The 23563-nt window shown below is 65.3% G+C and carries 20 protein-coding genes and 1 rRNA gene; 6 read left to right on the top strand and 15 right to left on the bottom strand.

Annotated elements, in window-relative coordinates:
* Positions 1-161, bottom strand: a 16S ribosomal RNA gene (locus ACW7G2_RS04920); the annotation flags it as partial.
* A gap of 577 nt (positions 162-738) precedes the next feature.
* Here ACW7G2_RS04920 and ACW7G2_RS04915 point away from each other — a divergent pair.
* Positions 739-1200, top strand: coding sequence for a DUF192 domain-containing protein (locus ACW7G2_RS04915; protein WP_456973320.1), 462 nt, complete (start codon positions 739-741; stop codon positions 1198-1200).
* Between the two features lie 55 nt (positions 1201-1255).
* Entirely contained in the window at positions 1256-2101 is an 846-nt protein-coding gene (locus ACW7G2_RS04910) for a SirB1 family protein (protein WP_456973318.1), read from the top strand.
* A gap of 31 nt (positions 2102-2132) precedes the next feature.
* Here ACW7G2_RS04910 and ACW7G2_RS04905 read toward each other — a convergent pair whose 3' ends face one another.
* Positions 2133-2399, bottom strand: coding sequence for a rubredoxin (locus ACW7G2_RS04905; protein ID WP_456973316.1), 267 nt, complete (start codon positions 2397-2399; stop codon positions 2133-2135).
* Between ACW7G2_RS04905 and thiE the strand changes: the two genes are divergently transcribed.
* Positions 2398-3024: a thiamine phosphate synthase gene (gene thiE / locus ACW7G2_RS04900; RefSeq protein WP_456973314.1), complete on the top strand. Its 627-nt coding sequence runs from the start codon at positions 2398-2400 to the stop codon at positions 3022-3024. The genes ACW7G2_RS04905 and thiE overlap by 2 nt on opposite strands.
* Positions 3025-3093: 69 nt before the next feature.
* Entirely contained in the window at positions 3094-4386 is a 1293-nt protein-coding gene (hemL, locus tag ACW7G2_RS04895) for a glutamate-1-semialdehyde 2,1-aminomutase (protein WP_456973312.1), read from the top strand.
* A gap of 9 nt (positions 4387-4395) precedes the next feature.
* Here the strand turns inward: hemL and ACW7G2_RS04890 are convergent, their stop codons facing one another.
* The 3 genes from ACW7G2_RS04890 to ACW7G2_RS04880 all read right to left on the bottom strand — a co-directional run bounded on the left by ACW7G2_RS04890 (position 4396) and on the right by ACW7G2_RS04880 (position 7204).
* Positions 4396-5613 (bottom strand): acetylornithine transaminase, encoded by a 1218-nt coding sequence (locus ACW7G2_RS04890; protein ID WP_456973310.1) that lies wholly within the window; start codon positions 5611-5613, stop codon positions 4396-4398.
* 66 nt (positions 5614-5679) lie between these two features.
* Positions 5680-6501, bottom strand: coding sequence for an SDR family oxidoreductase (locus ACW7G2_RS04885; protein WP_456973308.1), 822 nt, complete (start codon positions 6499-6501; stop codon positions 5680-5682).
* A gap of 40 nt (positions 6502-6541) precedes the next feature.
* A complete protein-coding gene (locus ACW7G2_RS04880) occupies positions 6542-7204 on the bottom strand; it encodes a serine/threonine protein kinase (RefSeq protein WP_456973306.1) in 663 nt (220 codons plus the stop codon).
* 65 nt (positions 7205-7269) lie between these two features.
* Between ACW7G2_RS04880 and ACW7G2_RS04875 the strand changes: the two genes are divergently transcribed.
* A complete protein-coding gene (locus ACW7G2_RS04875; RefSeq protein ID WP_456973304.1) occupies positions 7270-9258 on the top strand; it encodes a VTT domain-containing protein in 1989 nt (662 codons plus the stop codon).
* On the opposite strand, the gene ACW7G2_RS04870 is transcribed toward ACW7G2_RS04875, so the two are convergent.
* Genes ACW7G2_RS04870 through ACW7G2_RS04850 form a run of 5 tightly spaced genes read right to left on the bottom strand, consistent with a single transcriptional unit; the run spans position 9259 to position 13481 of the window.
* Positions 9259-9849, bottom strand: coding sequence for an LON peptidase substrate-binding domain-containing protein (locus ACW7G2_RS04870; RefSeq protein WP_456973302.1), 591 nt, complete (start codon positions 9847-9849; stop codon positions 9259-9261). It abuts the gene before it with no gap.
* Positions 9849-10892, bottom strand: a complete 1044-nt coding sequence (gene glsA / locus ACW7G2_RS04865) for a glutaminase A (RefSeq protein ID WP_456973300.1) — start codon at positions 10890-10892, stop codon at positions 9849-9851. The genes ACW7G2_RS04870 and glsA overlap by 1 nt, the downstream gene beginning before the upstream one ends.
* Positions 10892-12331 (bottom strand): UDP-N-acetylmuramate:L-alanyl-gamma-D-glutamyl-meso-diaminopimelate ligase, encoded by a 1440-nt coding sequence (gene mpl, locus ACW7G2_RS04860; RefSeq protein ID WP_456973298.1) that lies wholly within the window; start codon positions 12329-12331, stop codon positions 10892-10894. The genes glsA and mpl overlap by 1 nt, the downstream gene beginning before the upstream one ends.
* On the bottom strand, positions 12309-12887 hold the full coding sequence (locus tag ACW7G2_RS04855; protein ID WP_456973296.1) for a hypothetical protein: 579 nt from the start codon (positions 12885-12887) through the stop codon (positions 12309-12311). The genes mpl and ACW7G2_RS04855 overlap by 23 nt, the downstream gene beginning before the upstream one ends.
* A 15-nt stretch (positions 12888-12902) precedes the next feature.
* The gene (locus tag ACW7G2_RS04850) at positions 12903-13481 is read right to left on the bottom strand and encodes an adenylate kinase (RefSeq protein ID WP_456973294.1); all 579 of its coding nucleotides are present in this window, start codon (positions 13479-13481) and stop codon (positions 12903-12905) included.
* A gap of 142 nt (positions 13482-13623) precedes the next feature.
* On the opposite strand from ACW7G2_RS04850, the gene ACW7G2_RS04845 reads away from it, so the two are divergent.
* Positions 13624-14880 carry a 6-phosphofructokinase gene (locus ACW7G2_RS04845; protein WP_456973292.1) on the top strand — a complete coding sequence of 419 codons (1257 nt, stop codon included), beginning with the start codon at positions 13624-13626 and terminating at the stop codon, positions 14878-14880.
* Positions 14881-15108: 228 nt separating this feature from the next.
* Here the strand turns inward: ACW7G2_RS04845 and ACW7G2_RS04840 are convergent, their stop codons facing one another.
* Genes ACW7G2_RS04840 through ACW7G2_RS04820 form a run of 5 tightly spaced genes read right to left on the bottom strand, consistent with a single transcriptional unit; the run spans position 15109 to position 23525 of the window.
* On the bottom strand, positions 15109-16143 hold the full coding sequence (locus tag ACW7G2_RS04840) for a DUF6708 domain-containing protein (RefSeq protein ID WP_456973290.1): 1035 nt from the start codon (positions 16141-16143) through the stop codon (positions 15109-15111).
* Between the two features lie 30 nt (positions 16144-16173).
* Positions 16174-17196 (bottom strand): DUF6708 domain-containing protein, encoded by a 1023-nt coding sequence (locus ACW7G2_RS04835; protein WP_456973288.1) that lies wholly within the window; start codon positions 17194-17196, stop codon positions 16174-16176.
* Between the two features lies 1 nt (position 17197).
* Positions 17198-19879, bottom strand: a complete 2682-nt coding sequence (locus ACW7G2_RS04830; RefSeq protein WP_456973286.1) for a T6SS effector BTH_I2691 family protein — start codon at positions 19877-19879, stop codon at positions 17198-17200.
* Positions 19880-19903: 24 nt separating this feature from the next.
* Positions 19904-20731, bottom strand: coding sequence for a DUF4123 domain-containing protein (locus ACW7G2_RS04825; RefSeq protein ID WP_456973284.1), 828 nt, complete (start codon positions 20729-20731; stop codon positions 19904-19906).
* Positions 20732-20735: 4 nt separating this feature from the next.
* Entirely contained in the window at positions 20736-23525 is a 2790-nt protein-coding gene (locus ACW7G2_RS04820) for a type VI secretion system Vgr family protein (RefSeq protein WP_456973282.1), read from the bottom strand.
* Positions 23526-23563: the final 38 nt, after the last annotated feature.

Below are 23563 nucleotides of genomic sequence, written 5' to 3'. Positions count from 1 at the left end.
TTCCCGAGGTTATCCCCCACAAATAGGCAGATTCCGATGTATTCCTCACCCGTCCGCCACTCGCCACCCGGAGAGCAAGCTCTCCTGTGCTGCCGTTCGACTTGCATGTGTTAGGCCTGCCGCCAGCGTTCACTCTGAGCCAGGATCAAACTCTTCACTTAAGTCTTGCAGGGCCGAAGCCCTTAAGTCTTGAGTGCAGTCGTCGTTACCTGAGCCCCAATTACTCGCTTGCATTTGCATGCATTTGAATCGTTGTTGCTCTTGTTACGAACGTCTGCATTTTGTGGATGGTCACCCACCTGCCAGACGCCCGCACAAGTCACCTGCGCACACTGTCAAAGAACCCGGGAACAGGCCTCAGCGCCTCGATCCCGACCCCTCGCAACTTCTCGAGGGGAGCCGCACATGATAGCGCGGATTTGGTTTCTGTCAACACCTCGTGAGGGTGACTTTTTCCGTTTCGCTTCCCATTCAGTCGGTGACCGTCCGGGGAGCGAGCCGCACATTCTAGCGCCGAATTGAAGAACGTCAACACCTCGTGGGATATCTGCGTTCCTCTCCCGCTCAGGTCCGCCGGGCTGTGCCGGCCGCTCTCCGTTGCGGGCCGCGCATTGTGCACAGGTTTGCCGGAAGAAGGAAGGGGCTGTTGCCGGTCTCCCGCCGCCGGGCGGCCCCGCGCTTGACCCCCGTTGCAGCCATGGTTGATCGTTCCCGACTCACCATGAAGGAGTACCCCCCATGTTTTCACCGCGCTCCCTGTTCACCAGGCTTCTGCCTGTACTGGCACTTCTGCTTTCCAGCGGCTGTGCGAGCGGTGGCAACTGGGTGGAGGTTGGCGGCGAGCGCTTCACGGTGGAGATCGCCGCCACCGATGAAGAGCGCGCACGGGGACTGATGTTCCGCGACCAGCTCCCGGCTGGCGCCGGAATGCTGTTCATCCATGACCGGGAAGAGCCCCAGGCGTACTGGATGAGGAACACGCTGATCGCACTGGACATCCTGTATTTCGATCGCGACCGCAGGCTGGTGTCACAGCAGCGCGATGTTCCGCCGTGCTCGGCCGACTTGCGCTGCCCGTCCTACCCCAGCCGGGCGCCCGCGCTCTATGTGCTTGAACTCAACGCCGGCGAAGCCGCACGGCTGCAGCTGGAGGACGGTGCGCACATGCGCTTTGGGCCGGGCATCCCGGTTGCGGACTGAACCGTTGCACCTCGCATCCTTGTGCGCGCCCAGCCGCGGTCCCAGTCTTTGATGCATGAGTACTGACCTTCTCCTGCCGGGCTGGAACGCGCTGGCCACGCTGGATGACGCCGACATCCCCCTGCTGGGCACGGCGCTGCTGATTGCGCGCGACGAGTATCCGGATCTTGAGCCGCAGTATTACGAACAGATGCTGGCGCACCACGTGGAACAGCTGCGTCCACGGATCGAGCCGGTCGAACCCTGGCCGATGCGGATGCTGGCCATCAACGCGTACCTGTTCGACGAGCTCGGCTACAGCGGCAACCACGACGAGTACTACGACCCGCGCAACAGCTACCTCAACGAAGTGTTCGAGCGCCGGCTGGGCATTCCGATCTCCTTGGCAGTGGTGCAGATCGAAGTGGCGCGGCGACTGGACATGCCGCTGGAGGGCATCTCCTTCCCCGGTCACTTCCTGGTCCGCTTGCCGGTCGATGACGGCATGCTGGTCATGGACCCCTTCAACCGTGGCCGCCCACTGGATGCGGACGAACTGCGCGAACGGATCCAGCCTCATCTTGCCGGGACGCAGATTGACGACCAAGCCCTGCACCGGGTCCTGAACCCGGCGTCGCACAGGAGCATCCTGGTCCGCATGCTGCGCAACCTGCACGGGCTGTATGCGCAGGACGGCGACTGGGCGCGGGCGGCACGAAGCGCGGACCGGATACTGAAGCTGGCTCCGGACAACCCCCCGGCACTGCGCGATCGGGGCATGAGCTACCTGCACCTGGGCCATCGCCACGGTGCGCGTGCGGACCTGGGCCGCTATCTGCTGCTGGACCCGAACGCGGACGATGCCCGCCAGGTATATGAATCGCTGGCCGAGGCCAGCAGCGGCAGCGCCCGGCTGAATTGAGCCACCGGGCGACCGCGCGACGGCTGGCGCGTCAGAGCGCCATCATCTCGAAATCGTCCTTGGTCACGCCGCAGTCGGGGCAGGTCCAGTCTTCGGGCACATCCTCCCAGCGCGTCCCCGCTGCAATGCCTTCTTCGGGCATGCCGACGGCCTCGTCATAGATGAATCCGCAAACCACGCACATCCAGGTCTGGTAGGCAGTCTGCGTGGCGGTGGCGTTCATCTGATAATGGGTCCTGTTGCGGCTGGAGAAGCGGACATTGTCCCACCGCTTGCCGCGCCACGGAAACCGCCACATGAATGACAAGTCAGCCGCCGCGCGCGGCCTTTACCTGATCACGCCGGATGAATGCGATACCCCGCGACTGCTGGAGCGCGTCCGCGAGGTGATCGACCTGGCCACTTGGCTGCAGTACCGCAACAAAGCAGCCGATGCCGGGTTGCGCGATACCCAGGCCGCTGCGCTGAGAGTGCTGTGCACCGAAGCGGGCGTTCCGCTGATCATCAACGATGACCCCGCGCTGGCCCGGGCATGCGGCGCCGACGGCGTGCACCTGGGTGAAGACGATGGCGGGATCGCCGCGGCGCGGGCGATGCTGGGAGATTCGGCCATCATCGGCATCTCCTGCTATGACGATCTGGAACGGGCACAACGCATGGCTGCCGCCGGCGCCGACTACGTGGCCTTTGGCGCATTTTTCCCCAGCACCAGCAAGGCCACCAGTCGCCGCGCCACCCCGGGGCTGCTGCGTGAAGCCGGCGCGCTGGGCCTGCCGCGGGTGGCGATTGGCGGGATCAACGCCGACAATGCTCCGGCACTGGTGGCCGCCGGTGCGGACCTGATTGCGGTGATCGGCGCGGTGTTCGACGCCCCTGACCCGCGCGCTTGCGCGCAGTCCCTGCGCCAGGCATTTATTGCCTGACCGCCCATCGCTGCCGGCCACCCGCCCCCGCCGCAAGGCTCCCTCCCCCATCTCCCAGGAACCCTCTCCATGAAGCACGACAAATCCCAGGCCCTGTTCTCCCGTGCCAAGCGCCTGCTCCCGGGCGGCGTCAACTCGCCGGTGCGCGCATTCAACTCGGTGGGCGGCGAACCATTCTTCGTGGAACGTGCCGACGGTGCCTACCTGTATGACGTGGACGGCAACCGCTACATCGACTACGTAGGCTCGTGGGGGCCGATGATCGTTGGCCACAACCACCCGAAGGTGCGCGAGGCGGTGGCGGAAGCGATCGGCAACGGCCTTTCCTTCGGCACGCCCTGCCCGGCCGAGGTGACCATGGCCGAGACCATCACCCGGCTGGTGCCGTCCTGCGAGATGGTGCGGATGGTCAACTCCGGCACCGAGGCCACCCTGTCGGCGATCCGCCTGGCGCGCGGGGCCACCGGGCGCCAGCGCATCGTCAAGTTCGAAGGCTGCTACCACGGCCACGGCGACTCATTCCTGGTCAAGGCCGGCAGCGGCATGCTGACCCTGGGCGTACCCACTTCACCGGGCGTGCCGGCTGGATTGAGCGAGTTGACCTCAACCATCAGCTACAACGATTTCGAAGGCGCGACGAAGCTGTTTGACGAAATCGGCAGCGAAGTGGCTGCGGTGATCATTGAGCCCGTCGTGGGCAACGCCAACTGCCTGCCGCCGCGGGAAGGCTACCTGCAGCACCTGCGCGAGCTGTGCACCAAGCACGGCGCACTGCTGATTTTCGACGAGGTGATGACCGGCTTCCGGGTGGCGCTCGGCGGCGCGCAGGCGCGTTATGGGGTGACCCCGGACCTGTCGACCTTCGGCAAGATCATCGGCGGCGGCATGCCGGTGGGCGCCTACGGCGGCCGCCGCGACCTGATGGAGCAGATCTCACCGGCCGGGCCGATCTACCAGGCGGGTACGCTCAGCGGCAATCCGGTGGCGATGGCCGCAGGGCTGGCGATGCTGGAGCTGGTGCAGGAGCCGGGCTTCCACGACCGCCTGGAGGCCACTGCCAACGCGCTGTGCGACGGCTTTGAAGCCGCCGCCCGCGACGCCGGCGTGCCACTGACCACCACCCGCGTTGGCGCGATGTACGGCCTGTTCTTCAGCAGCGAAAAGGTGGACACCTACGCCGGCGCCACCGCGTGTGACATCGATGCGTTCAAGCGCTTCTTCCATGCCATGCTGGAGCGCGGCGTATTCGTGGCGCCGTCCGCGTACGAGGCCGGCTTTATCTCGAGCGCACACGATGAGGCCGTAGTGGAGGCCACTCTGGAAGCCGCGCGCGAGGCCTTCAAGGTGGTCGCGGCCGGGTAAGGCATCCCCTCAGGCGAGGGCGACCAGCGCCTGGCGCAGCCGCGCCAGGCCGTCGGCCACTTCGCCGTCGTTGATGGTCAGGGCCGGCACGAAGCGCAGCACGTCCGGCCCGGCCTGCAGCAGCAGTACGCCGCTGGCAGCTGCCAGATCCAGGATTTCGCCCGCGCGGCCGGCATGGGCCGGGGTCAGCTGGGCGCCGAGCATCAGCCCGCGCCCACGAACCTGCGAGAACAGCCCGAGATCCGCGTTGATCGCCTCCAGTCCCGCGCGCAGCGCCGCCGACTGGCGTGAGACGTTGCTGGCGATCTCGCGCGAGGCCAGCTTGCGCAGCGCCACCCGGGCCACCGCGGCCGCCAGCGGGTTGCCACCGAACGTGCTGCCATGGGCACCGAGCTGCATCGCCTCGGCCGCTTTGGGGCCGGCCAGCATCGCGCCCACCGGGAAGCCGCCACCCAGCGCCTTGGCCAGGGTGACAACGTCAGGCACCACCTGGTCATGCCAGTGAGCGAACAGGGTGCCGGTGCGCCCCATGCCGCACTGGATTTCATCCAGCACCAGCAGCGCGCGGTGGTGGTCGCACAGCTCGCGCAGTCCGCGCAGGTACCCGGGCGCGGCCGGCGTGACTCCACCTTCGCCCTGAACCGGCTCCACCAGCACCGCGGCCACGTCGCCGGCGGCCATGGCGATCTCCGCCTGCACCAGATCGTTGAAATCAACGTAGCGGAAGCCTCCCGGCAGGGGCTCGAAACCGGCCTGGTACGCAGGCTGGGCGGTAGCGGTCACGGTGGCCAGCGTGCGGCCATGGAAACCACCACGGAAGGTGAGGATGACCCGCCGCTCCGGTGGACGGCCTTCGCCCGCGGCCCATTTGCGTACGAGCTTGATCGCAGCTTCGTTGGCCTCCGCGCCGGAATTGCACAGGAACACCCGGGAGGCGAACCGCGAAGCCTCGACCAGTTCCTTCGCCAGCCGCAACGGCGGCTCACTGTGGAACACATTGCTGGTATGCCAGAGTTTGCCGGCCTGTTCGGTCAGCGCCCCAAGCAGGTCAGGATCACCGTGGCCCAGGCTGCACACGGCGATGCCGGCGGCCAGGTCGACATAGTCGCGACCGGCGCTGTCCCACAGCCGGGCACCCTCCCCGCGTTCAAGCACTACCTCGCGCTGGCGGTACACCGGCAGGTAGTAGCTGGACAGGGGCAGCAGGTCATCAGGGGTCTGGTTCATGGCGCGATCGGGCAGGTGGGAACTGGCCACATTCTCGCCCATCCCGCACCGGTTGGTGCCAGCGGTTCAGGGGTCGAGGAAGAGATCCGGCAGCAGCGGCTGGGTTGGGTCGACCGCGTAGCGGGACAGATCCGTCACGCCGGCTCCGGCCAGGACTTCATCATCGACCAGGAACTGCCCTGAGAATCCCGCGGCCTTGCGCACCAGCACCGCGTGTGCAGCGTCGGCAAGGATGTCCGGGGTGCGGCAGCGGGCCGCATCCACGCCCGGAATCATGCGGATGGCATCGGTGGCGATCACCGTGCGCGGCCACAGCGCGTTGATCGCCACGCCGCGGGGCCCGAATTCCGCTGCCAGCCCGAGGGTGACGAAGCTCATACCCATCTTGGCCAGGGTGTAGCCGGTGTGCGGACCCCACCACTTGGGATCCAGCGATGGCGGCGGGGCCAAGGTGAGGATGTGCGGATTGGCGGCCTCCAGCAGGTGCGGCAGGCAGGCCTGGGCGCACAGGAAGGTGCCTCGCGAGTTGACCTGTTGCATCAGGTCGAACCGCTTCATCGGTGTATCCAGCGTGCCGCGCAGCCAGATCGCGCTGGCGTTGTTGACCAGGACGTCCAGCCCGCCGAATTCGGCCACGGTGGCTGCAACCGCCTCGCGGACCTGGTCTTCCTCGCGGATATCGCACTGGATCGCCAGCGCGCGTCCGCCCATGGCCTGCACTTCCGCAGCCACGGTATGAATGGTGCCGGGCAGCTTGGGGTTGGGCACCCCGGACTTGGCCACGATGGCGACGTTGGCGCCGTCACGGGCGGCACGCAGGGCGATGGCGCGACCAATGCCGCGCGAGGCTCCGGTAATGAACAGGGTTTTGCCCTTGAGCGTGGTCATGCTGCGTTCTCCTGCCCGCTGCGGGCGGTCATGGCGTGGGTCAGGGCTTGGGGCCCTGGCCCTCGTTGTCTTCCCATTTGAGGATCCGACGGGTGATGAAGCGGTACACCGGCTTGCCAGTGCGGAACCACAGGTCACGCACCCAGGAATGCCGCTTGAGTACACGCTTCTCCACCGGCGTCAGGTGCTCGCGGCAATACATGCGTTTGTGTTTGAGCAGATGGCGCAGGTCTTCGCGGGCCAGCAGCCGCATCCAGCGCGAGCGCGGTTTGCCGACCACCGCCAGCTGGAAGTCGATGATCCCCGGACCACCGTCTTCCAGCACCAGCCAGTTGGCCTCCTTGGCCAGGTCGTTGTGGGCCACGCCGCGACGGTGCAGCTCCTGCAGCTTGCGGCGGGCAGCACGGAAATATGCCAAGTCTCCACGCGGCGGGCGCTGGTACATGGCCGCACCGGCCATGTAGCTGCGGTCCAACCGCCGTCCATCCCATTCCAGCAGCTGGGGCACATCAGCCATGCCGCGCACCTGCTCCAGTCCGCGCGCCTCGCGCCGGGCCAGCCACCACGCGGGCAGCCGCAGCCACAGCGGCACGTGACGCAGGTCGCGCCGCACGAATACGCCCTGCGATCCGCGCATCAGCGAAATACGGCCGAAGCTGTCGGCTTTGAGCGCCTGGATTTCGATCGCGGCTTCTTCCTTCATCCAATCATTGTAAGGTCGCGTTGCGGGTAGCGCGGCGTTGCAAGTAGCGCTGCCATAATTGCGGGATGAATGAAGCCTGGCTCGACAGCCTGCTGACCTGGATCAGCGCCCACCCCGTGGCTGCAGGCGCGGTGATTTTCCTGATCGCCTTCCTGGATTCACTGGTGATCGTGGGCATCGTGGTGCCGGCCATGCCGCTGCTGTTTGCCGTGGGCACGCTGATCGGGCTTGGCCATATCGATGGTTCCTACGCGATTGCCTGCGCCGCGGCCGGGGCGTTCAGCGCCGACGCGCTCAGCTACTGGGTCGGCCGCCGCTGGGGGCCACAGATGCGTGAGCTGTGGGCGTTCCGGCGCTACCCGCAGCTGCTCGACCGCGGTGAGAACCTGTTCCGACGCCACGATGTCAAAAGCATCCTGGTGGCGCGGTTCGTGGGTGCGGTGCGGCCGTTCGTTCCGGCCATTGCCGGCATGCTGCGGATGCAGCTGCGGCGCTTTGTTCCATTCAGCGCGCTTGCCGCGGTGGCATGGGCAGCGGTGTTCCTGGCGCCGGGCTGGATCTTTGGGGCGTCCTACGAGGCCGTGGCCGCAGTCGCCGACCGCCTGGCGCTGGTGTTGGTGGCCCTGCTGGCAGCGCTGGCGCTGGTATGGGCCTGCGTGCTCTACACCTGGCGCTGGTTCGACGGTCGCACCAGTGAACTGCTGGCGCGGGCGCTGCGCTGGAGCCGTTCGCGCCCGCGGCTGGGCCGCTACGCCGAGGCCTTGATCGACCCGCGCCGGCCGGAATCACCCTCGCTGGCAATCCTGGCGGTGCTGCTGATCGGCATTGGCTGGGCGTGGTTCGCACTGCTCACCACCGTGTTGATGAAGGGCGAGCCGCTGGCGATCGACCAGAGCGTGCATGCCTTCATGACCACGCTGCGCAACCCGTTGGCCGACCGCCTGATGGCCGGCCTGGCCTCGATCGGAAATGCCGAAGTGCTGGTGCCCGCGGCGGCGCTGGCCATGATCTGGCTGGCCTGGCGGCGGCGCTGGATGGCGATGGCGCACTGGGCGGCGGCCATCGGCTTCGGCGTTGTATTGACCGGGCTGCTGGAGGCGGCCATCAGCATGCCGCCACCGCCAAGGGCCCACGGCAGCTTCGGCTTTCCGTCCATGAGCGTGACCATGACCACCATCACCTTCGGCTTCTTCGCCGTGCTCATTGCGCGGGAGCTGCCGGGGCGTTCGCGGGTATGGCCTTACCTGGTCTCGGGGATCGTCGCCACGCTGCTTGGCTTCGCCCGCATCTATCTGGGCGCGCACTGGCTGAGTGACGTTATCGGCGGGATGCTGCTGGGAATCGTGTGGCTGCTGGTGCTGGGCCTGGCCTATCGCAGCCATGTGAACCGCTCGTTCTGGATGCGCCCGCTGGCGGCCATCTTCTATATGACCTTCGCCGTGGCCGCGCTCTGGCACGCCCCGCGCGCCATCGACCCGATGTTGGCCAGCCTGTCCCCACCACCGCCGGCCGCGACGATGTCCGCGCAACAGTGGTGGCAGGAAGGTTGGCGTACGCTTCCGCCGCAGCGCAACGAGCGTGACCATGAGCTGCGCTGGCCCTTGGACGTGCAGATAGCCGGGCCACTGCAGCCATTGCAGGTCGAGCTGGAAACCCGGGGCTGGGTGGCCCAGCCACAGGCGGACTGGATCGCGACGCTTGGTCTGCTTGACGATGACTTGGCCCCGGCCGAACAGCCGGTCCTCCCCGCTACCCTGGATACCGAAGCCGAAACCCTGCTTCTGCGCAGGGACGCCGGCCCGGATCGGGCCCAGGTGTTGCGCCTCTGGCGTGCTCCGGCCGCGCTGACCGATGGCACGCCGCTTTGGGTGGGCACGGTGCAGACGCTGCACTACACGCGCCCTTTCAACCTGTTCGGACTGTGGCAGCCGCGTGCTGATGAACATGGCGCCTGGGATCAACTGCGCGCCGCGGTGGAAGATCTCGACACCCGGGTGGAACCCCACCCGCAATCACGGCTGCCGGTACTGCGCATCCGCATTGCCACGGACTGATCAGGGCTCGGCTTCGGAAACGAACTCCAGGATCCACTGCAGCCGCGCGTGCGGGTCCCGCTCCTGCAGAAGACCCTGCCGCTGGTCGTCAACCAGCGGCAGCAACTCAGCCAGTCGCCAGCCGATCCATGCGGCTTCCTGCAGCCGCGGCTTGGCGATGGCGTTCAGATCGGAGCCTATCTGCTCCAGGATCCGCACCAGCAATTCGCCCAGCAATGCGTGCTCGGGGCGCAAGGGGGCCGACGCGTCCTCTTCGACCCAGGCGATGTCGGCCATGACCAGACCGTTGTCGCGCACCCGGGTACGTTGCACCTGAAACCGCCGCGCCCCGCGGACCCGCAGCGCCAGCAGGCCGTCCGGCCCCTGGTCGAAATCTTCGATCAGCGCCTCGGTGCCCCATGCCGCTGGCGTGGCCGCGACGCCGGCCTCGCTACCCTCCACGATCATGCACACACCGAAACCGCCACCGCTGCGCCCGACCTCGCGCACCAGGTCCAGGTAGCGGGGTTCAAACACCCGTATCCCCAGCGCCGCGCCCGGCACCAGCACCGTATGCAGCGGAAACAACGGCAGGCTTGCCTGTGTCGTCATCACCAACCTCCGGATCCGCCGCTGCGGTACTCCGGCGGCGCCGCCGCGCCCGACACGGGCGCCGACATCAACAAGTCCAGGCCCAGCCGCCGCGACAGGAACTGGGTGGCCAGCTGTCCGCGCACGCTGTTGCCCGCCTCATCCAGCGGCGGGGCGAAAGTTCCCATGCCACCCTTGCCTGGCGAAATGGTCACGATGCCGCCGCCGATGCCGCTCTTGCCCGGCAGCCCCACTTCGTAGAACCAGTCGCCGGACGTTTCATACAGCCCCGCTGTCACCATCACCGCCAGCGCGTAATGGCAGGTGCGCGGCTTGACCACCTGCTCGTTGGTCAACGGATTCATGCCGCCGGCGGCCAGGGTGGCGCCCATCACGGCCATATCGCGAGCGGTCACGTCCAGGCAGCATTGGCGGGTATACAGCTCCACCGCCTCTACCGGGTCGCAATAGATAGCGCCCTTGCTGCGCAGCAGCCAGGCAATGCTGCGATTGCGGTAATTGGTGTCGCTGGCAGATGCATAGACTTCCTGGTTCAGCGTCAGCTCGCGGCCCGCAAAGCGCGACATCCCCTGCTGGATGAAGCGCCACTTCTCCTCGATGCCGCCGCCCGGCACCAGGCTGGTGGTGGCAATCGCGCCGGCGTTGACCATGGGATTGGAGCGACCGTCCACACCGCGCTCGATCGGTGCAAGCGAGTCAAATGCCTGTCCGGTGGCGTTTGCCCCCAGTCTCCTGCGCGCGGCCTTGGGGCCGATCAGATCGCAAATCAGTGCAAACACGAACGGCTTGGACACGCTCATGGCGGTGAACGGGCGTTCCGCATCCCCCACCGCGATCACCCGCCCGTTCGCGCTCACCACGCAAATCCCGAACAGGTCATGCGGCATCTGCGCCAGGGCAGGATAGACCTGCGACATCCCGCCCCGATCAACCCGGGAGAAACGACGGTGTGCCTGCTGCAGCAGATGGGTGACGCGATCAACCGGCGGCAGATTGCCGGTTGAAACGAACATGTCATCGCGGTCGAGGATTCCGGTATCCATCATCCAGTTCCTGCACGGGCCCCCTGCAGGACGGTGAAGAACCGCCGGGGCGCATCGTCAAAACCACCGTTGGACATGAACACCACCCGATCGCCCGAGCCCACCAGATCCAGCAGGTTGGCGATCAGCGCATCCACATCGGCCACTGCGCCAGCCTGCCCGCGCACGGCCGCCACCACCCTGGCCGCATCCCAGGCCAGTTCCGGTCGGTGCAGGAACACCACCGCATCGGCATCATCAAATGCGGGGGCCAAGGCATCGGCGTGCGCCCCCAGGCGCATCGAATTGCTGCGCGGCTCCATCGCCACCACGATCCGCCCCGCGGGCGCACTGGCCCGCAGCCCGGCAAGGGTAGTGGCGATGGCGGTCGGATGATGGGCGAAGTCGTCGTACACCACGATGTCGTCCACTTCGCCAATCCGCTCCATGCGCCGCTTGACGCTGTTGAAGCGGGCCAGCGCGGGGATCACCAGGGCCGGCTCCACGCCCACGGCCGCACACGCGGCGATCGCGCCGAGCGCATTCATTACGTTGTGGCGTCCGAGCAGCGGCCAGCGCACCGTGCCCTGCGGGACACCATCGCGCAGGACCTCGAACACGCTGCCATCGGCTTGCACCAGGCGCGCATTCCAGTCGAACTCGCCGTCGATGCCGAACCGCTCCACCGGCGTCCAGCAACCCATGTCCAGCACCCGTGCGAGGTTGGCGTCTTCGCCGTTAACCACCAGCCGCCCGCCACCGGGTACGGTGCGCACCATATGGTGGAACTGACGCTCGATCGCCGCCAGGTCCGGGAAAATATCGGCGTGGTCGAATTCCAGGTTGTTCAGCACGGCCACCCTGGGCCGGTAATGCACGAACTTGCTGCGCTTGTCGAAGAAGGCCGTGTCATATTCATCGGCTTCCACCACAAACACCGGGTCGCTGCCCAGACGGGCGGAGACCCCGAAGTCATCCGGAACGCCACCGATCAGGAACCCCGCATCGCGCCCGGCTGCCTGCAGCAGCCATGCCAGGATGGTGCTGGTGGTGGTCTTGCCGTGGGTGCCGGCCACCGCGATGGTGGTGCGACCGGGCAGCACGTGCTCGGCCAGCCACTGCGCGCCGGAGGTGTAGTCGCGGCCGGAATCAAGCAGGGCCTCCACCGCCGGATTGCCGCGCGACAGGGCGTTGCCGACGATTACCTGGTCGGCATCGGCGCTGATGTGTTCCGGCCGATAACCTTGTCGCAGGGCGATGCCCAGGCGTTCGAGCTGGGTGGACATGGGCGGATAGACCGCCTGGTCACTGCCTTCGACTTCAGTGCCGGATTCGCGCGCCAGCGCGGCAACGCCACCCATGAAAGTCCCGGCAATGCCGAGGATGTGGATCTTCAAGAGATTAGGTTTCCTTGGAACTTGGGAGCCGGAATTCACTCTACCCGAGACGTATCGTGGCATCGGCGCCACTGTTTACCTCAGCCACCGGAGGGGAGTCCGCGACGGCCCGCGCCAGCACGGCTTCGGCCAGCAGCAGCGCCAGCGCCAGGCCAAGGAGCAGGGCGCCTGCCACGGCAGGCGTGGTCCGAAGCACCTGTTGCCACAGGGCAAGGTAACACCGCACCAGCCAGGCCATGGCCACCACCGTAGCGAGCCCCAACGGAACAAACAGCACCAGGATCATGCCGGGCCCTGCCCCTTCCCCGGCCACGAAAAGCAGGGCCACCACGGGCGCCAGCACCAGGTTGCGCAGCCCGGCCAATACGCCGGTTGCCTGCAGTGCCTGGGACAGCAGGTGGCGCCTTCGGGCAACCAGCATGACCGCAGCTACCAGTAGCGCCTCTATCGCCAGAGCGGACACGAACGCAGCCGGCGCCTGGCCAGGCGGTACGCCTACCGACACGCTCCAGGTCAGGCCCAGCGCAAACAGCCAGGCCAGCACCGCAGGAAGCGACCGGCCCGGCAGGATTTCAAGCGGTCCAGCCCCCCGCAGCCAGCGCCACCAGCGACTGGCCACCGGGCCCGGCACGACTCAGGCGGCGGTCTTGCCGGCGCCGATCGCGGCCATGATGCGGTCGAACACCTCATCCAGCCCGCCCACGCCATCGACCACGGTCAGCTGCCCGTGCTCGCGGTAGAACTCGATCACCGGTGCAGTCTGCTCGTCATACACCGTCAGGCGCTTGCGCACCGATTCGGGATTGTCGTCAGAACGACCCTCGGCCTTGGCCCGGCCGGCCAGGCGATCGATCAGCAGTTCGTTGTCCACTTCCAGCTGCACGGCCGCATCAAACGGCTGGCCCAGCCGCTCCAGCAGGTCGCCCAGCGCCGCGGCCTGGGCCAGATTGCGCGGGTAGCCATCCAGGATGAAGCCGTTGCGCACATCCTCGCGGGCCAGGCGGTCTTCCAGCATGCCCAGCAGGATGTCATCAGACACCAGATCGCCCCGGGCCATCACCTCCTTGGCCTGCAGTCCCAGCGTGCTGCCGGCGGCTACTTCGGCCCGCAGCAGGTCGCCAGTGGAGATGTGCGGAACACCCAGCTGCTCCTTGAGGCGCGCGGCCTGCGTTCCCTTACCCGACCCCGGGGCTCCCAAAAGTACCAGTCGCATCTTGTCGCTCCTCGATCTGTTCGAATGCGTGAATTCCGACGGCACGACGGTGGCGATAAACTGCTTCCGGGCGCCTGCGGGCGCCAGTTTACTGCATCGGCCGGGCCTCTCCGGCCGCTCTCACCATGGATACGGACTTCATATGCCCAAGGGAACGCTGCTTTACGCCCAATCGGGCGGCGTCACCGCCGTCATCAACGCCACCGCCTCGGCCGTCATTTCCACGGCGCGCTCGCACCGGATCAAGGTACTCGCCGGACGCAACGGCATCCTGGGCGTGCTGCGCGAGGAGCTGATTGATACCGGGCGTGAAAGCGCGGCTGCCATCCGCGCCCTGGCGCATACCCCGGGCGGTGCGTTCGGATCCTGTCGCTACAAGCTCGGCAGTCTGGAAGACGACCGCGCGAAGTACGCGCGCCTGATCGACGTGCTGCGCGCTCATGACGTGCGCTGGTTCCTCTACAACGGCGGCAACGACTCGGCCGACACCGCACTCAAACTGTCGCAGCTGGCGGCCGAATTCGACTATCCGCTCACCTGTGTTGGCGTGCCCAAGACCGTGGACAACGACCTGGCGCTGACCGACTGCTGTCCCGGCTTCGGCTCCGCCGCCAAATACACCGCCGTTTCCGTGCGCGAAGCAGCCCTGGACGTCGCCGCCATGGCCGACACCTCGACCAAGGTATTTGTATACGAAGCCATGGGCCGACACGCCGGCTGGCTGGCCGCCGCCGCCGGCCTGGCCGGCAACGGCCCCGACCAGGCCCCGCACATCATCCTTTTCCCCGAACGCAGCTACGACGAAGCCGACTTCCTGGCCCGCGTGCAGCAGGTGGTGGACCGCGTGGGCTGGTGCGTCGTGGTAGCCAGCGAAGGTATCCGCACCGCCGACGGCAGCTTCGTTGCCGATGCCGGCGGTGGCAAGGACTCCTTCGGCCACACCCAGCTCGGCGGCGTCGCTCCGTACCTCGCCGGCCGGGTCCAAAACAAACTGGGGTTGAAAGTCCACTGGGCCATGCCCGACTACCTGCAGCGCTCCGCCCGCCACATCGCCTCGCAGACCGACCTGGACCACGCCATCGCCGTCGGCAAGGCCGCAGTGGAAATGGCATTGGAGGGCAGGAACGCCACCATGCCGGTGATCAAGCGTGTTTCCGACAGTCCTTATCGTTGGAAGATCGAAGCCGCGCCGCTCAGCCGGATCGCCAACCGGGAAAAGAAGGTGCCTGCCCGGTTTGTGCGCAAGGATGGCTACGGCATTACTGCGGCTGCGCGAAGGTATCTGGAGCCGCTGATCCGGGGGGAGGCTTATCCGCCTTATGGGCGGGACGGTGTGCCGAAGTACGTGGAGCTGAAGAATGTGCTGGTGGAGAAGAAACTGGGAGATTGGGAAGGGTAGCCGCTCTCCCATACACCCAACTGTCATACGAATACCGGAGCTCATCGGTGCGGATCGCTCGGTTCGACCCCACCCTCGGCCTCAACTTCCTGGGGCCGCACCGGCTGCTTGCAACCCCTGCGAGATTCTCCTCCGTCATCAACAGGCGATCAACCTTGGACGGCCTGCGCCGTCCGGCCAACAAGTCACCGCCCTCCTACCACCAATGCAATCGACGCCCTCCCCGCGTCAGAACTTTCTATGTTCGCGTACTTTCGCCTGCTGTTGACGCTCATGCTCCAACAGCCGCTCAAGCCTCGCGGCATCGACGAACTCACCGAAGAAGATCGGCTCCTCCCAGCGATGCGGATCGTCCGGCTCGATCCGGCTTTCCTCCTCTACCTCCGGCAGCCAAACGGGCGTCTTGCACGTCTTGAACACCAGCCAACGCACCAACGTCAGCAACCATACGATTGGGTAGAACAACGGGGCCAGCACGTAGCGCAATGAAGCAAACCCTGCGCCCATGGTGCCAAAGGCATGGACATAGCAATTCTTCCAGGTGGGCGCGACCGACAGGACAATCATCCGGTCCAGCGGATGATCCACCACCGTCTCAGGACCTTCTTCCATGTAGCGACAAATGAATTCCCACAGCGACTGGATACGGTCAATGCGCTCATCGCCCGTATAGCGGCCCACCGCAAACGTCTCTCGCACCATGTCGCCATCGAGCACATGGCCGCGCACATCGCACAGGAACTTCTGTTGGTATCCACGCCCCACGTGCCAAAACACCTTGTCCCACGGCACCGTCAACACGCCACCGGGGCCGTTATGGCGGAAGACATGCACCTCGCGCGCCTTACGATTGAAGCGGACCGGATAATTAGTATAAGAAAAGAAGTCATACCTAAAATGAAGCTTCCACAGAATCCATGGAACACCGAAGCAGAACACTGCAACAACCACAGTCGAAATAGCAGCAAAAACAACCCCTACTTCACCAGAGAGGTAACTGTCAACCCATATAAAATATGGAATGAAGATCAAGCCAAAGAATAAAAGGAAAGACCCACCCAATATACCGACAGTCGTATTAGCCATTCCCCTCAATGGAAAACTTCGATCAACGAAATCCGCATAAGTTGAATTGAACCTGATCAAACTGTCGAATGTCTCTGGCCTGATCCCTGGCTGCCGCTTATGCGGCAATGCCGCGCGCCGCTCCTCCGCCCCCAACAGACGATCGACCTTAAACGGCTTGGTCCACCCTGTCAGCACAATTCTACTTCTCCGTCTTACCAAGCCCGATCAGTTCCCAGACACGACGCGTGTCCGCTCTTCCCGCATACGCTCCTCGTGCCGCTCCATCACGCCGGGCCTATCGGCGAACTCGGCTATATAGTTCGGCTCTTCCCAACGATGTGGATCATTCGGCTCGACTTGACTTTCAGCTTCTATTTCCGCTGGCCATACCGGCTCCTTGCACGTATTCAGCACCAGCCAGCGCGTCAGCGTCAGCACTCCAACGATTGGGTAAAACAAAAAGAACAGAACGAAGCGCAGTGAAGTAAAGCCAGGCCCGAGACTGGTATAGGCGTGAATGAAACAGTTCTTTAGCGTGGGCTTAGGCGACTCATGGATTAACCTGTCCAGCGGATGCTCGGCCACCGCCTCGGGCCCTTCATCCATATAGCGACGAATAAACTCCCAGACGCTCAGGATGCGATCCAGTCTGTCGTCGTCGAAGTAGTGCCCCACGGCGAAGGTGTCGCTTACCATGTCTCCGTCCAGCACGTGGCCGCGCACATCGCACAGGAATTTCTGCTCGTAGCCGCGCCCGATGTGCCAGAACACCTCGTCCCACGGCACCGTCAACACGCCGCCCTGAGACTTCCCTCGAAACACATGAACCATGCGCGTCTTGCGGTTGAAACGGATCGGATAGTGGGTATAGGCGAACAATTCCTTGCTAAAGTATTTTTTCCATATGAACCAATAAAAGAACGACATCGCTACAAAACAGACCACCAGAAAGACGAGATTGGCTGAAATATTGTTGCCTTCCATCAGGTCAAGCAGCATGTAGGTGAAAAACCAGACTGAAAATACGAGCAAAGCGAGCGCCACCCAGCCACCAAATGCCGTATTCACCATGCCTCGCAACCTGAAGCTGCGGTCAATAAAATCTGCATAGATCGAGTTGAAACGAATCAGGCTGCTGTATGTGTACGGCTGCACCCCCGGTTGTCGATGACGGGACAACACCGCATGCCGTTCCTCCGTCGCCAACAGACGATCAAGCTCGAACGGCTTGGTCCACCCGGTCAGCACGTCACTGCTCTCCCTCCGACGCCAGCGCAATCATTGCATCCCATTGCATCGCAATCTCCGCGAACTCCCCTGCTTTATGACGACCAAAGTCGATCGTCTTATCCAGCCACTTCTGGATGTCGTCCTTTTTAAGAAAACCGACCACAAGGATCACTAGCGCTACAACGAGAGCAACGACAAGTCCGACTACTCCGCCGAGCTTCCCGATGGCAAGCAAGACTCCCACTGTCATCATACCCATGCCTAAAGCAATCATGGTTCGTCCGTACCAAGGGCTGATCTGCAGATTTCGATAACCCTCATCAATTGCCAGCAAGCCGGATATCACTCCTCCGAGCCCTCCGATCAGCCTGCCAACATAACCAAGTAAACGTGCGCGTGTCATGGCTTCTCCACTGCGCAAACTCAACGACTTGCTTAGCGGCGTCGACCCCCAACCACTCCTCCTCAGCGCCGACCCCGCTCCCTCCATTAACGATCCGCTCAATGCCGCTACGCCAGCCGCGAACCCCCACGCCACCCGCGACGAGGGCGCGCGCTTCATCTCGTCCCAGGCGCTGCTCAGCGTCCACGCCGCCAGCAGCGCCCCCACGAAATGCCCGCCCGCCTCCAGCCGCATCGCCGTCCGGACTCCCGACTGCGCGCACAGGTCGAACTGCTCCGGCGTGAGCCGCAGCGTCCCCCGAGCCTCCATACGCTGCGTGCTCTCCATCAGCAAAACCCCCTGGAAGGTCACGCGCCCGCCGCCCGGATCGAACAAGTTCCGGATCTCGTTCGACGAACCCGATGGCCGTCGACGCGGATCGAGCACTGCCTCCGTCGCATGGCTCACGATTCGCAACGCCTGCATCCGCGTCGTCTCGCTACGCACAGTCACCATCCGGTAGTCCGGCGATTTCGCCTTGGCCACCGCCCCCAGCACCGTCACCGCCCGGACCTCCACGCTGCCTGCGATCAGGTTGCCTGTGCGCAGGTCATACACCCGCTTGAACTTGCGTACCAGCACCGCGCTGTATTCGTGCGCATAGTTGCTAAGCCCCGTCTTGGCCGCCTGCACCACGTTCGCCGTTACTTGGCCCAGCAAGCCGTTGATTCCGTTCCATAGGCGGTTCGCCATTCCGTCCCAACCTCCGTACGGTTCCACGCCCACATCAGCCATTTCCACCCATTGCCGCGCCAACTCGTCCTGGTTGAATACCAGCCCACGCACCAGCACCGAACCCGGGTCGTTCGGGTCGGCATCGAAGCATCGCTCCAGGTAGTCGCAGACGGTCTTCCGTCCCGCCGCGTCCACAAGCACCGTGTACAGCACGCCCGTGTAGACCAATCCGCTCTGCACATGGCCCCGATCGAAGTTGCACTTGAAGTATTCCCGAAACGGTTCGCCGTCCATCCATGCGATGTATGCCTCATCCAGTGGCTTGATCGTGCTCTCCTCGAACGCCGCCAGCGCAGCCGGGTATTCCTCCTCCAGGTAGCGCCTGCGCGCCGCCTCGTCGTACATCGGTTCGTACTTCTCCCAAGCACGGGCGTGGATCAACTCCAGTTCCGACTCGTCAATCCGCCCCGCCCTCTCCATGCCGCGGACTACGCCGGTGATGCCCGGCTGGCCGCCATAGTACGTTCCGGCGTGGGCGGGCATGAGCGCACCGAGTATGCCGACGAAGTTTCGCCGCGCTTCGCTCGTACTGGCTTCGGCGCCATTCTCCACCGCCTGCCGCACCGCCCCGATCAGCAGCGCCGACTCATGCTTTTGCTTGCGCTCCGGCGCCTCCGCCCACTCCCGTGCGCGCTCTTTGGCCAGTTCATTCAGATCGGTCGCGATCCCCACGGGGTCGTTCAGGGCCACCATCGCCGGAGGATATCCCCAGCGCTCGCCCGCACGTTGCGCGTCCGCGATCAGTTGCTCCGCTTCGGACGAGCAGTTCGCGAATCCTTCCAGGCAATGGAAGAATGCCGGATAGGGCTTGATCGAGACGCTTTGCAGGAGCGTCGAACGTTCGGACTCCGGCAATGCCGCCTGCGCCGCCTCATGTCCGGCGATTTCCTCTGGCGTGTTGGGCTGGGCCGCGGGCGACTCGAAATGGTATTCCGCCACGCGCTCCGCGAGCGCGGACAGGCTTTCAATGTGCGACTGCATCGCCCCCCCCCTACTAACCGTCCAAGCTCCCACGTCGATCCGCCGCATGTGCTTCTCGCGATTCGCCTGCACACGGTTGTGCTCCAGCACCGCCGGTGTCCATGCCACATCCGAGAACGCGAACCAGACCGGTCCGGCATTGGCGGCATCGGGAATGACGACGCACTTGGTCATCGGCGGGTTGCCGTGGCGCGAGCATACTGCGGGAAGCTCGTCCTCGTCCGTCTGTGGCGGTGGCGCCTTGTCCCGGATATCGAACTCGATCAACTGGCTGTCTTCTCCGATCTCGTACGCCTTCCACTCGCCGCGCACCTCGTTGAAGACGTACAGATAACCGCTGCGCAGCAGCCGTAACGTGTATCTCGCCGATTCGTCCGGAAGGGCGATATCGCGGACGCCATCCCCGAACGGGTCCGCCAGTTCCGGCGCCTTCTCCTTCACTTTTTCATCGTTGCGTGCCACCGCGTAGCGCAACGGCAGGATCGGGAGGCCGAACTTCGTGCAGTTCGGACAATGCTCTTGCTGGGTCTGTGCGTCCGTCATGGTCATCAATCCTTGTAAGTCTCGCTATCCGTTTTCCCGCAGCAATCCGGGCTCCATATCCATGCACGCGGCAACATAGGAAATCTCGCCCTTCCTCGCCCGGTGCAGCCGCTCCCGCATGTCATCGCACAAATGGAAGTCGGCACCGTGACGCAGGCACTGCCTGGCGTAGAGCCCCCTGTCCGCAGCCTCATGCAAGCCCTGCCGTTGCGCGTTTTTCAGCCCTTCAACCAGCTGTCTGGCGACGTCGTCGCCTGCAGGTGCCGGCAACTCTTCGGCAAGATCGCGCAGGCAGCGGTTCAATGCCTCCAGTTGATCCAGGGCCAGCCACTGCTCCTGCGTCAAGGTCAATCGCTGGGAGCTGGCGGCGACCGTACGCTCATGGGCCTGCCATTGCCCGCTCAATGGGTCGTACCAGGTCCAAGCGGCGACCGGCCCCATCAAGCGGGCCATCTGCTCATCGTCAAGCATCCAGCGCAAATGCCGGAACACGCGCGGGTCGTGAAACCGCAACCACGCCCCGGCCGCACCGGAACGCCGAAGCAGCATGTTCCGAACCAGATGCATCTGTAGCTTCTGCATGTCTACAGCGCCCGCCAGCAGCGCGGAGAACAGCGGCATGTCGTAGTTCCCGCTCCACCACTCCGCATGCTCCAGCAGGTCCAACCGGCGGGATTGCGGCAAGGACTTCAGCTCCACCAGCAAAGGCATCAAGCGGGCATGTCGCTCAAGGCATTTCGGCAGCAAGCTGACCGTCTCCAGGTCGCTGCGCTGGTCCAATGACACCTGCATCGGATTGATCAGCGCATAGTCCTGCGCAACAAACAGCCTGTGATCCAGCTCGACGATCATCTGCCTAGTCCAAAGCCACAACACCCGCCCCGGCCGCATCGGCGCTCTTCGCGCCGAGTTCGCAGAATTTCGGTTCCGCTTCACCGAATGTCGGCGCCTGCCCGCTGGCAACGTTGGGCGTGGTCAACTCCCGATTCGCAGCCTTGAACTCGATCGTCCCCGGCGCCCCCAGCTCGATATCCCCACCCTCCAACTTCAGATAAGCACCCTGCGCCGTCAGCAGCACATGCTTGCTCGGCGCCGCGATTTCCACATCCGCCTGGGTGCTGGCAATGGTGACGCTCTGTTTGGCAGCAACCTTCGCCTCGTTCCTGTGCGCCCGCGCGCTCACCTTGCCCTGCGCCGCGTGCAGGGCGATGCCCGTCTCCTGGTTCGGCTTGCCCGCCGGGCCGTCGCTGCCCTGGGTGAACAGGGCGATGCCGCCGCCGGCGGCAATCACCGTCTCGCCCTGACTCGCCCAGTCCAGGTCCGCGCCGGCCAGCAGGCTGGTCTGCGTGCCGGATACCCATGTCTGGTCGGCCGGGGTCAGGCTCATCAAACCGTCGGGACTGGAGGCCACCAGATGCGGGGCGCTCCAAGCAGACACTTCACCCTCACCGCCGCCGATGGCCGCTTCACCACCGCCCCCGGCTGCGCTGCCCTGTCGGGTCGCCTTCAAATGCTCTTGCACCTGCTGCAGAGACTGCTGGGCAGGCAGGGTTTCGGGATCGGCGGGCAAGGCGGCCTCTTGACTCCTTGCGGTATCCGCCAAGACCTGCAGCAGCTGCTCACCCTCGACCAGCTGGGACAGCGCCCCGCCCGCCTCCAGCTGTTGCTGGCCATGTTCAGTGGTCAAGAACAGGCCGCTGCCGGCGCGGATGGCGCCGCTGGCCTGGGTACCCAGTTCCGCACCAAAGCCGCGCTCGGCACCGCGCACGTTGTCCTGTCCACCCTTCAGGTGCCCCAGGGTCAGGGTGGTGGCGTGTTGGGTTGTAGCGGCCTGGGCGCGTCCCTGTCCCGGCGTGTCGTCCAGCCGCAGCAGCTGGTAGCCGCCGCTGCCGTCCTGACTGTTGGCGAGTGCCTGGCTCTTGAAGCCGGTGTAGACCGCGGCATGGTCGTTGCCGTCGAACCAGGCCGCTGCGTTGCCGGTCGCACCCACTCCGCCGCCGGCCACCTGGTTGTGCTGGGCATCGTCCTGCCCGCGACCGTTGTAGACGGTGCCGATCACCACCGGCCGGTCGATATCGCCTTCAAGGAAGGCCACCATTACTTCCTGTCCCCGCCGCGGAACCGCCACGCCACCCCAGTTGTCGCCGGCCCATGGCGTGGCTACCCGGACCCAGGTCCATGCGCCGCCATCTCCGGGCGCGTTGTCGTCCCCGCCCGGATGTGCGGTGCCGCTGCTCGCATCCGCACCGCGCTGCCAGGGGAACTGCACCTTGATCCGGTGGTCGCGATCAGTCAGTAGCGGACCGCCGTCGCTCACCACGACGGCGCTCTGGGTGCCATGCACGGTGGGTTTTGGATGCAGCCGGATGCCATGACCGTCAGCGGTGGTGGGCCGGTAGGACACCTCAGCCGGAATCACCGTGAAGCGGTTGCGATAGAAATCCGTATCCACCCCTGCTTCCAACCGTCGACGCACAGGATCCATGCTGTCCGCTGACAGCTCCGCCGGAAGCTCGGCCCCGGCCTTGGCTGCCGGACCCAACGTCTGCTCCAGCGCATCAAGCACTTCGGCGCCTAGGTTGTTGCGGGCCTGGTGGATGACTTCCAGGCACACGAACTCCCGGTCGTCGCTGTCACGCAAGGCGTGATGCTGGGTCAGTTCGAACGCCAGCCCCGGGGCCAGCCGGCGCCACGTGCCCTGTCCGCTGACTACGTGCGACCGCACCTGCAGCGCCTCCATCTGCCGCCGCGCGCGCAGTTCGCCCTGCGCGCCGTCCACCCAGGCACAGGGGCCGGCGGCATCCTGGTCGCCGGGCACCACGTTTCCGTGTGCCTGGCCCTCGGCCGAAGCCGGGCGCAGTCCACGGCTGCGGTAATCCCAACTCGCCCGCTCAATGCGTCCGGTCTGCAACCGGCGCGTGCGCATCCACTGCTGGATAGAATCCTCGCGCTCGGTGGCGTCGGCACGGTGGAAACGCACCGCCCCGCCATCGGCAAACGAATCGGAGTGATCACACAGCACCAGGGTGTGGCCGCCCAGCGTGGCGTCATCCGCGGCACCGGCGTGTTCGAACCAGTAGAAAATTCCTTCGTCCGCCAGCAGCCGGTGCAGGAAAGCGAAGTCGCTCTCTTCGTACTGGGTGGTCAGGCTGCGCTTGCGATACAGCGCGCGGTCGGCCAGTTCCCAGCGCCACGCTGGGGCGAGCGCACCGGCCTGCGCATAGTCAGCGAACAGGTCCTCGACGATCTCGATGACCGTCATGTCCTGGAAGGCGTAGCTGTCAAAGCGCTGGCCAAGGAACGCCAGCCACGGCTCGACCACCAGCCGGTAGCGCGCCAGGCCGCCGTTGCCGCCAAGCAGTTCGCAGTCGGTGACGTGGCCGTGGAAGGGGCGTAGATCGACGCCGGAATCAGCCGTCAGCAACTCCACCAGCACCGGCTGGCCGATCAGGTCGTCAAGAGACAGGTGCGCATCAACCGACAGCGCGGTCAGCTCAAGGCGGAAGCCGCCCTGATCGAAAGATTCGCGTGCCCCCAGGGTCTCGGCAACCAGAACGTCGCCGCCCAGCGGGGTGTGCAGCCGCAACAGCCGGTCATGCTGGCCCGGGGCGGCCAGCGCCGCCATCGCGATGGCGAGTACGTCCATGTCGTGCTCCTTGATGATCCATCATCAAACGCGCGGAC

The sequence above is a fragment of the Luteimonas sp. A277 genome (assembly GCF_054052045.1).
Note: the sequence above shows the minus strand (reverse complement) of the source record. Positions and strands in the feature narration are given on the sequence as shown.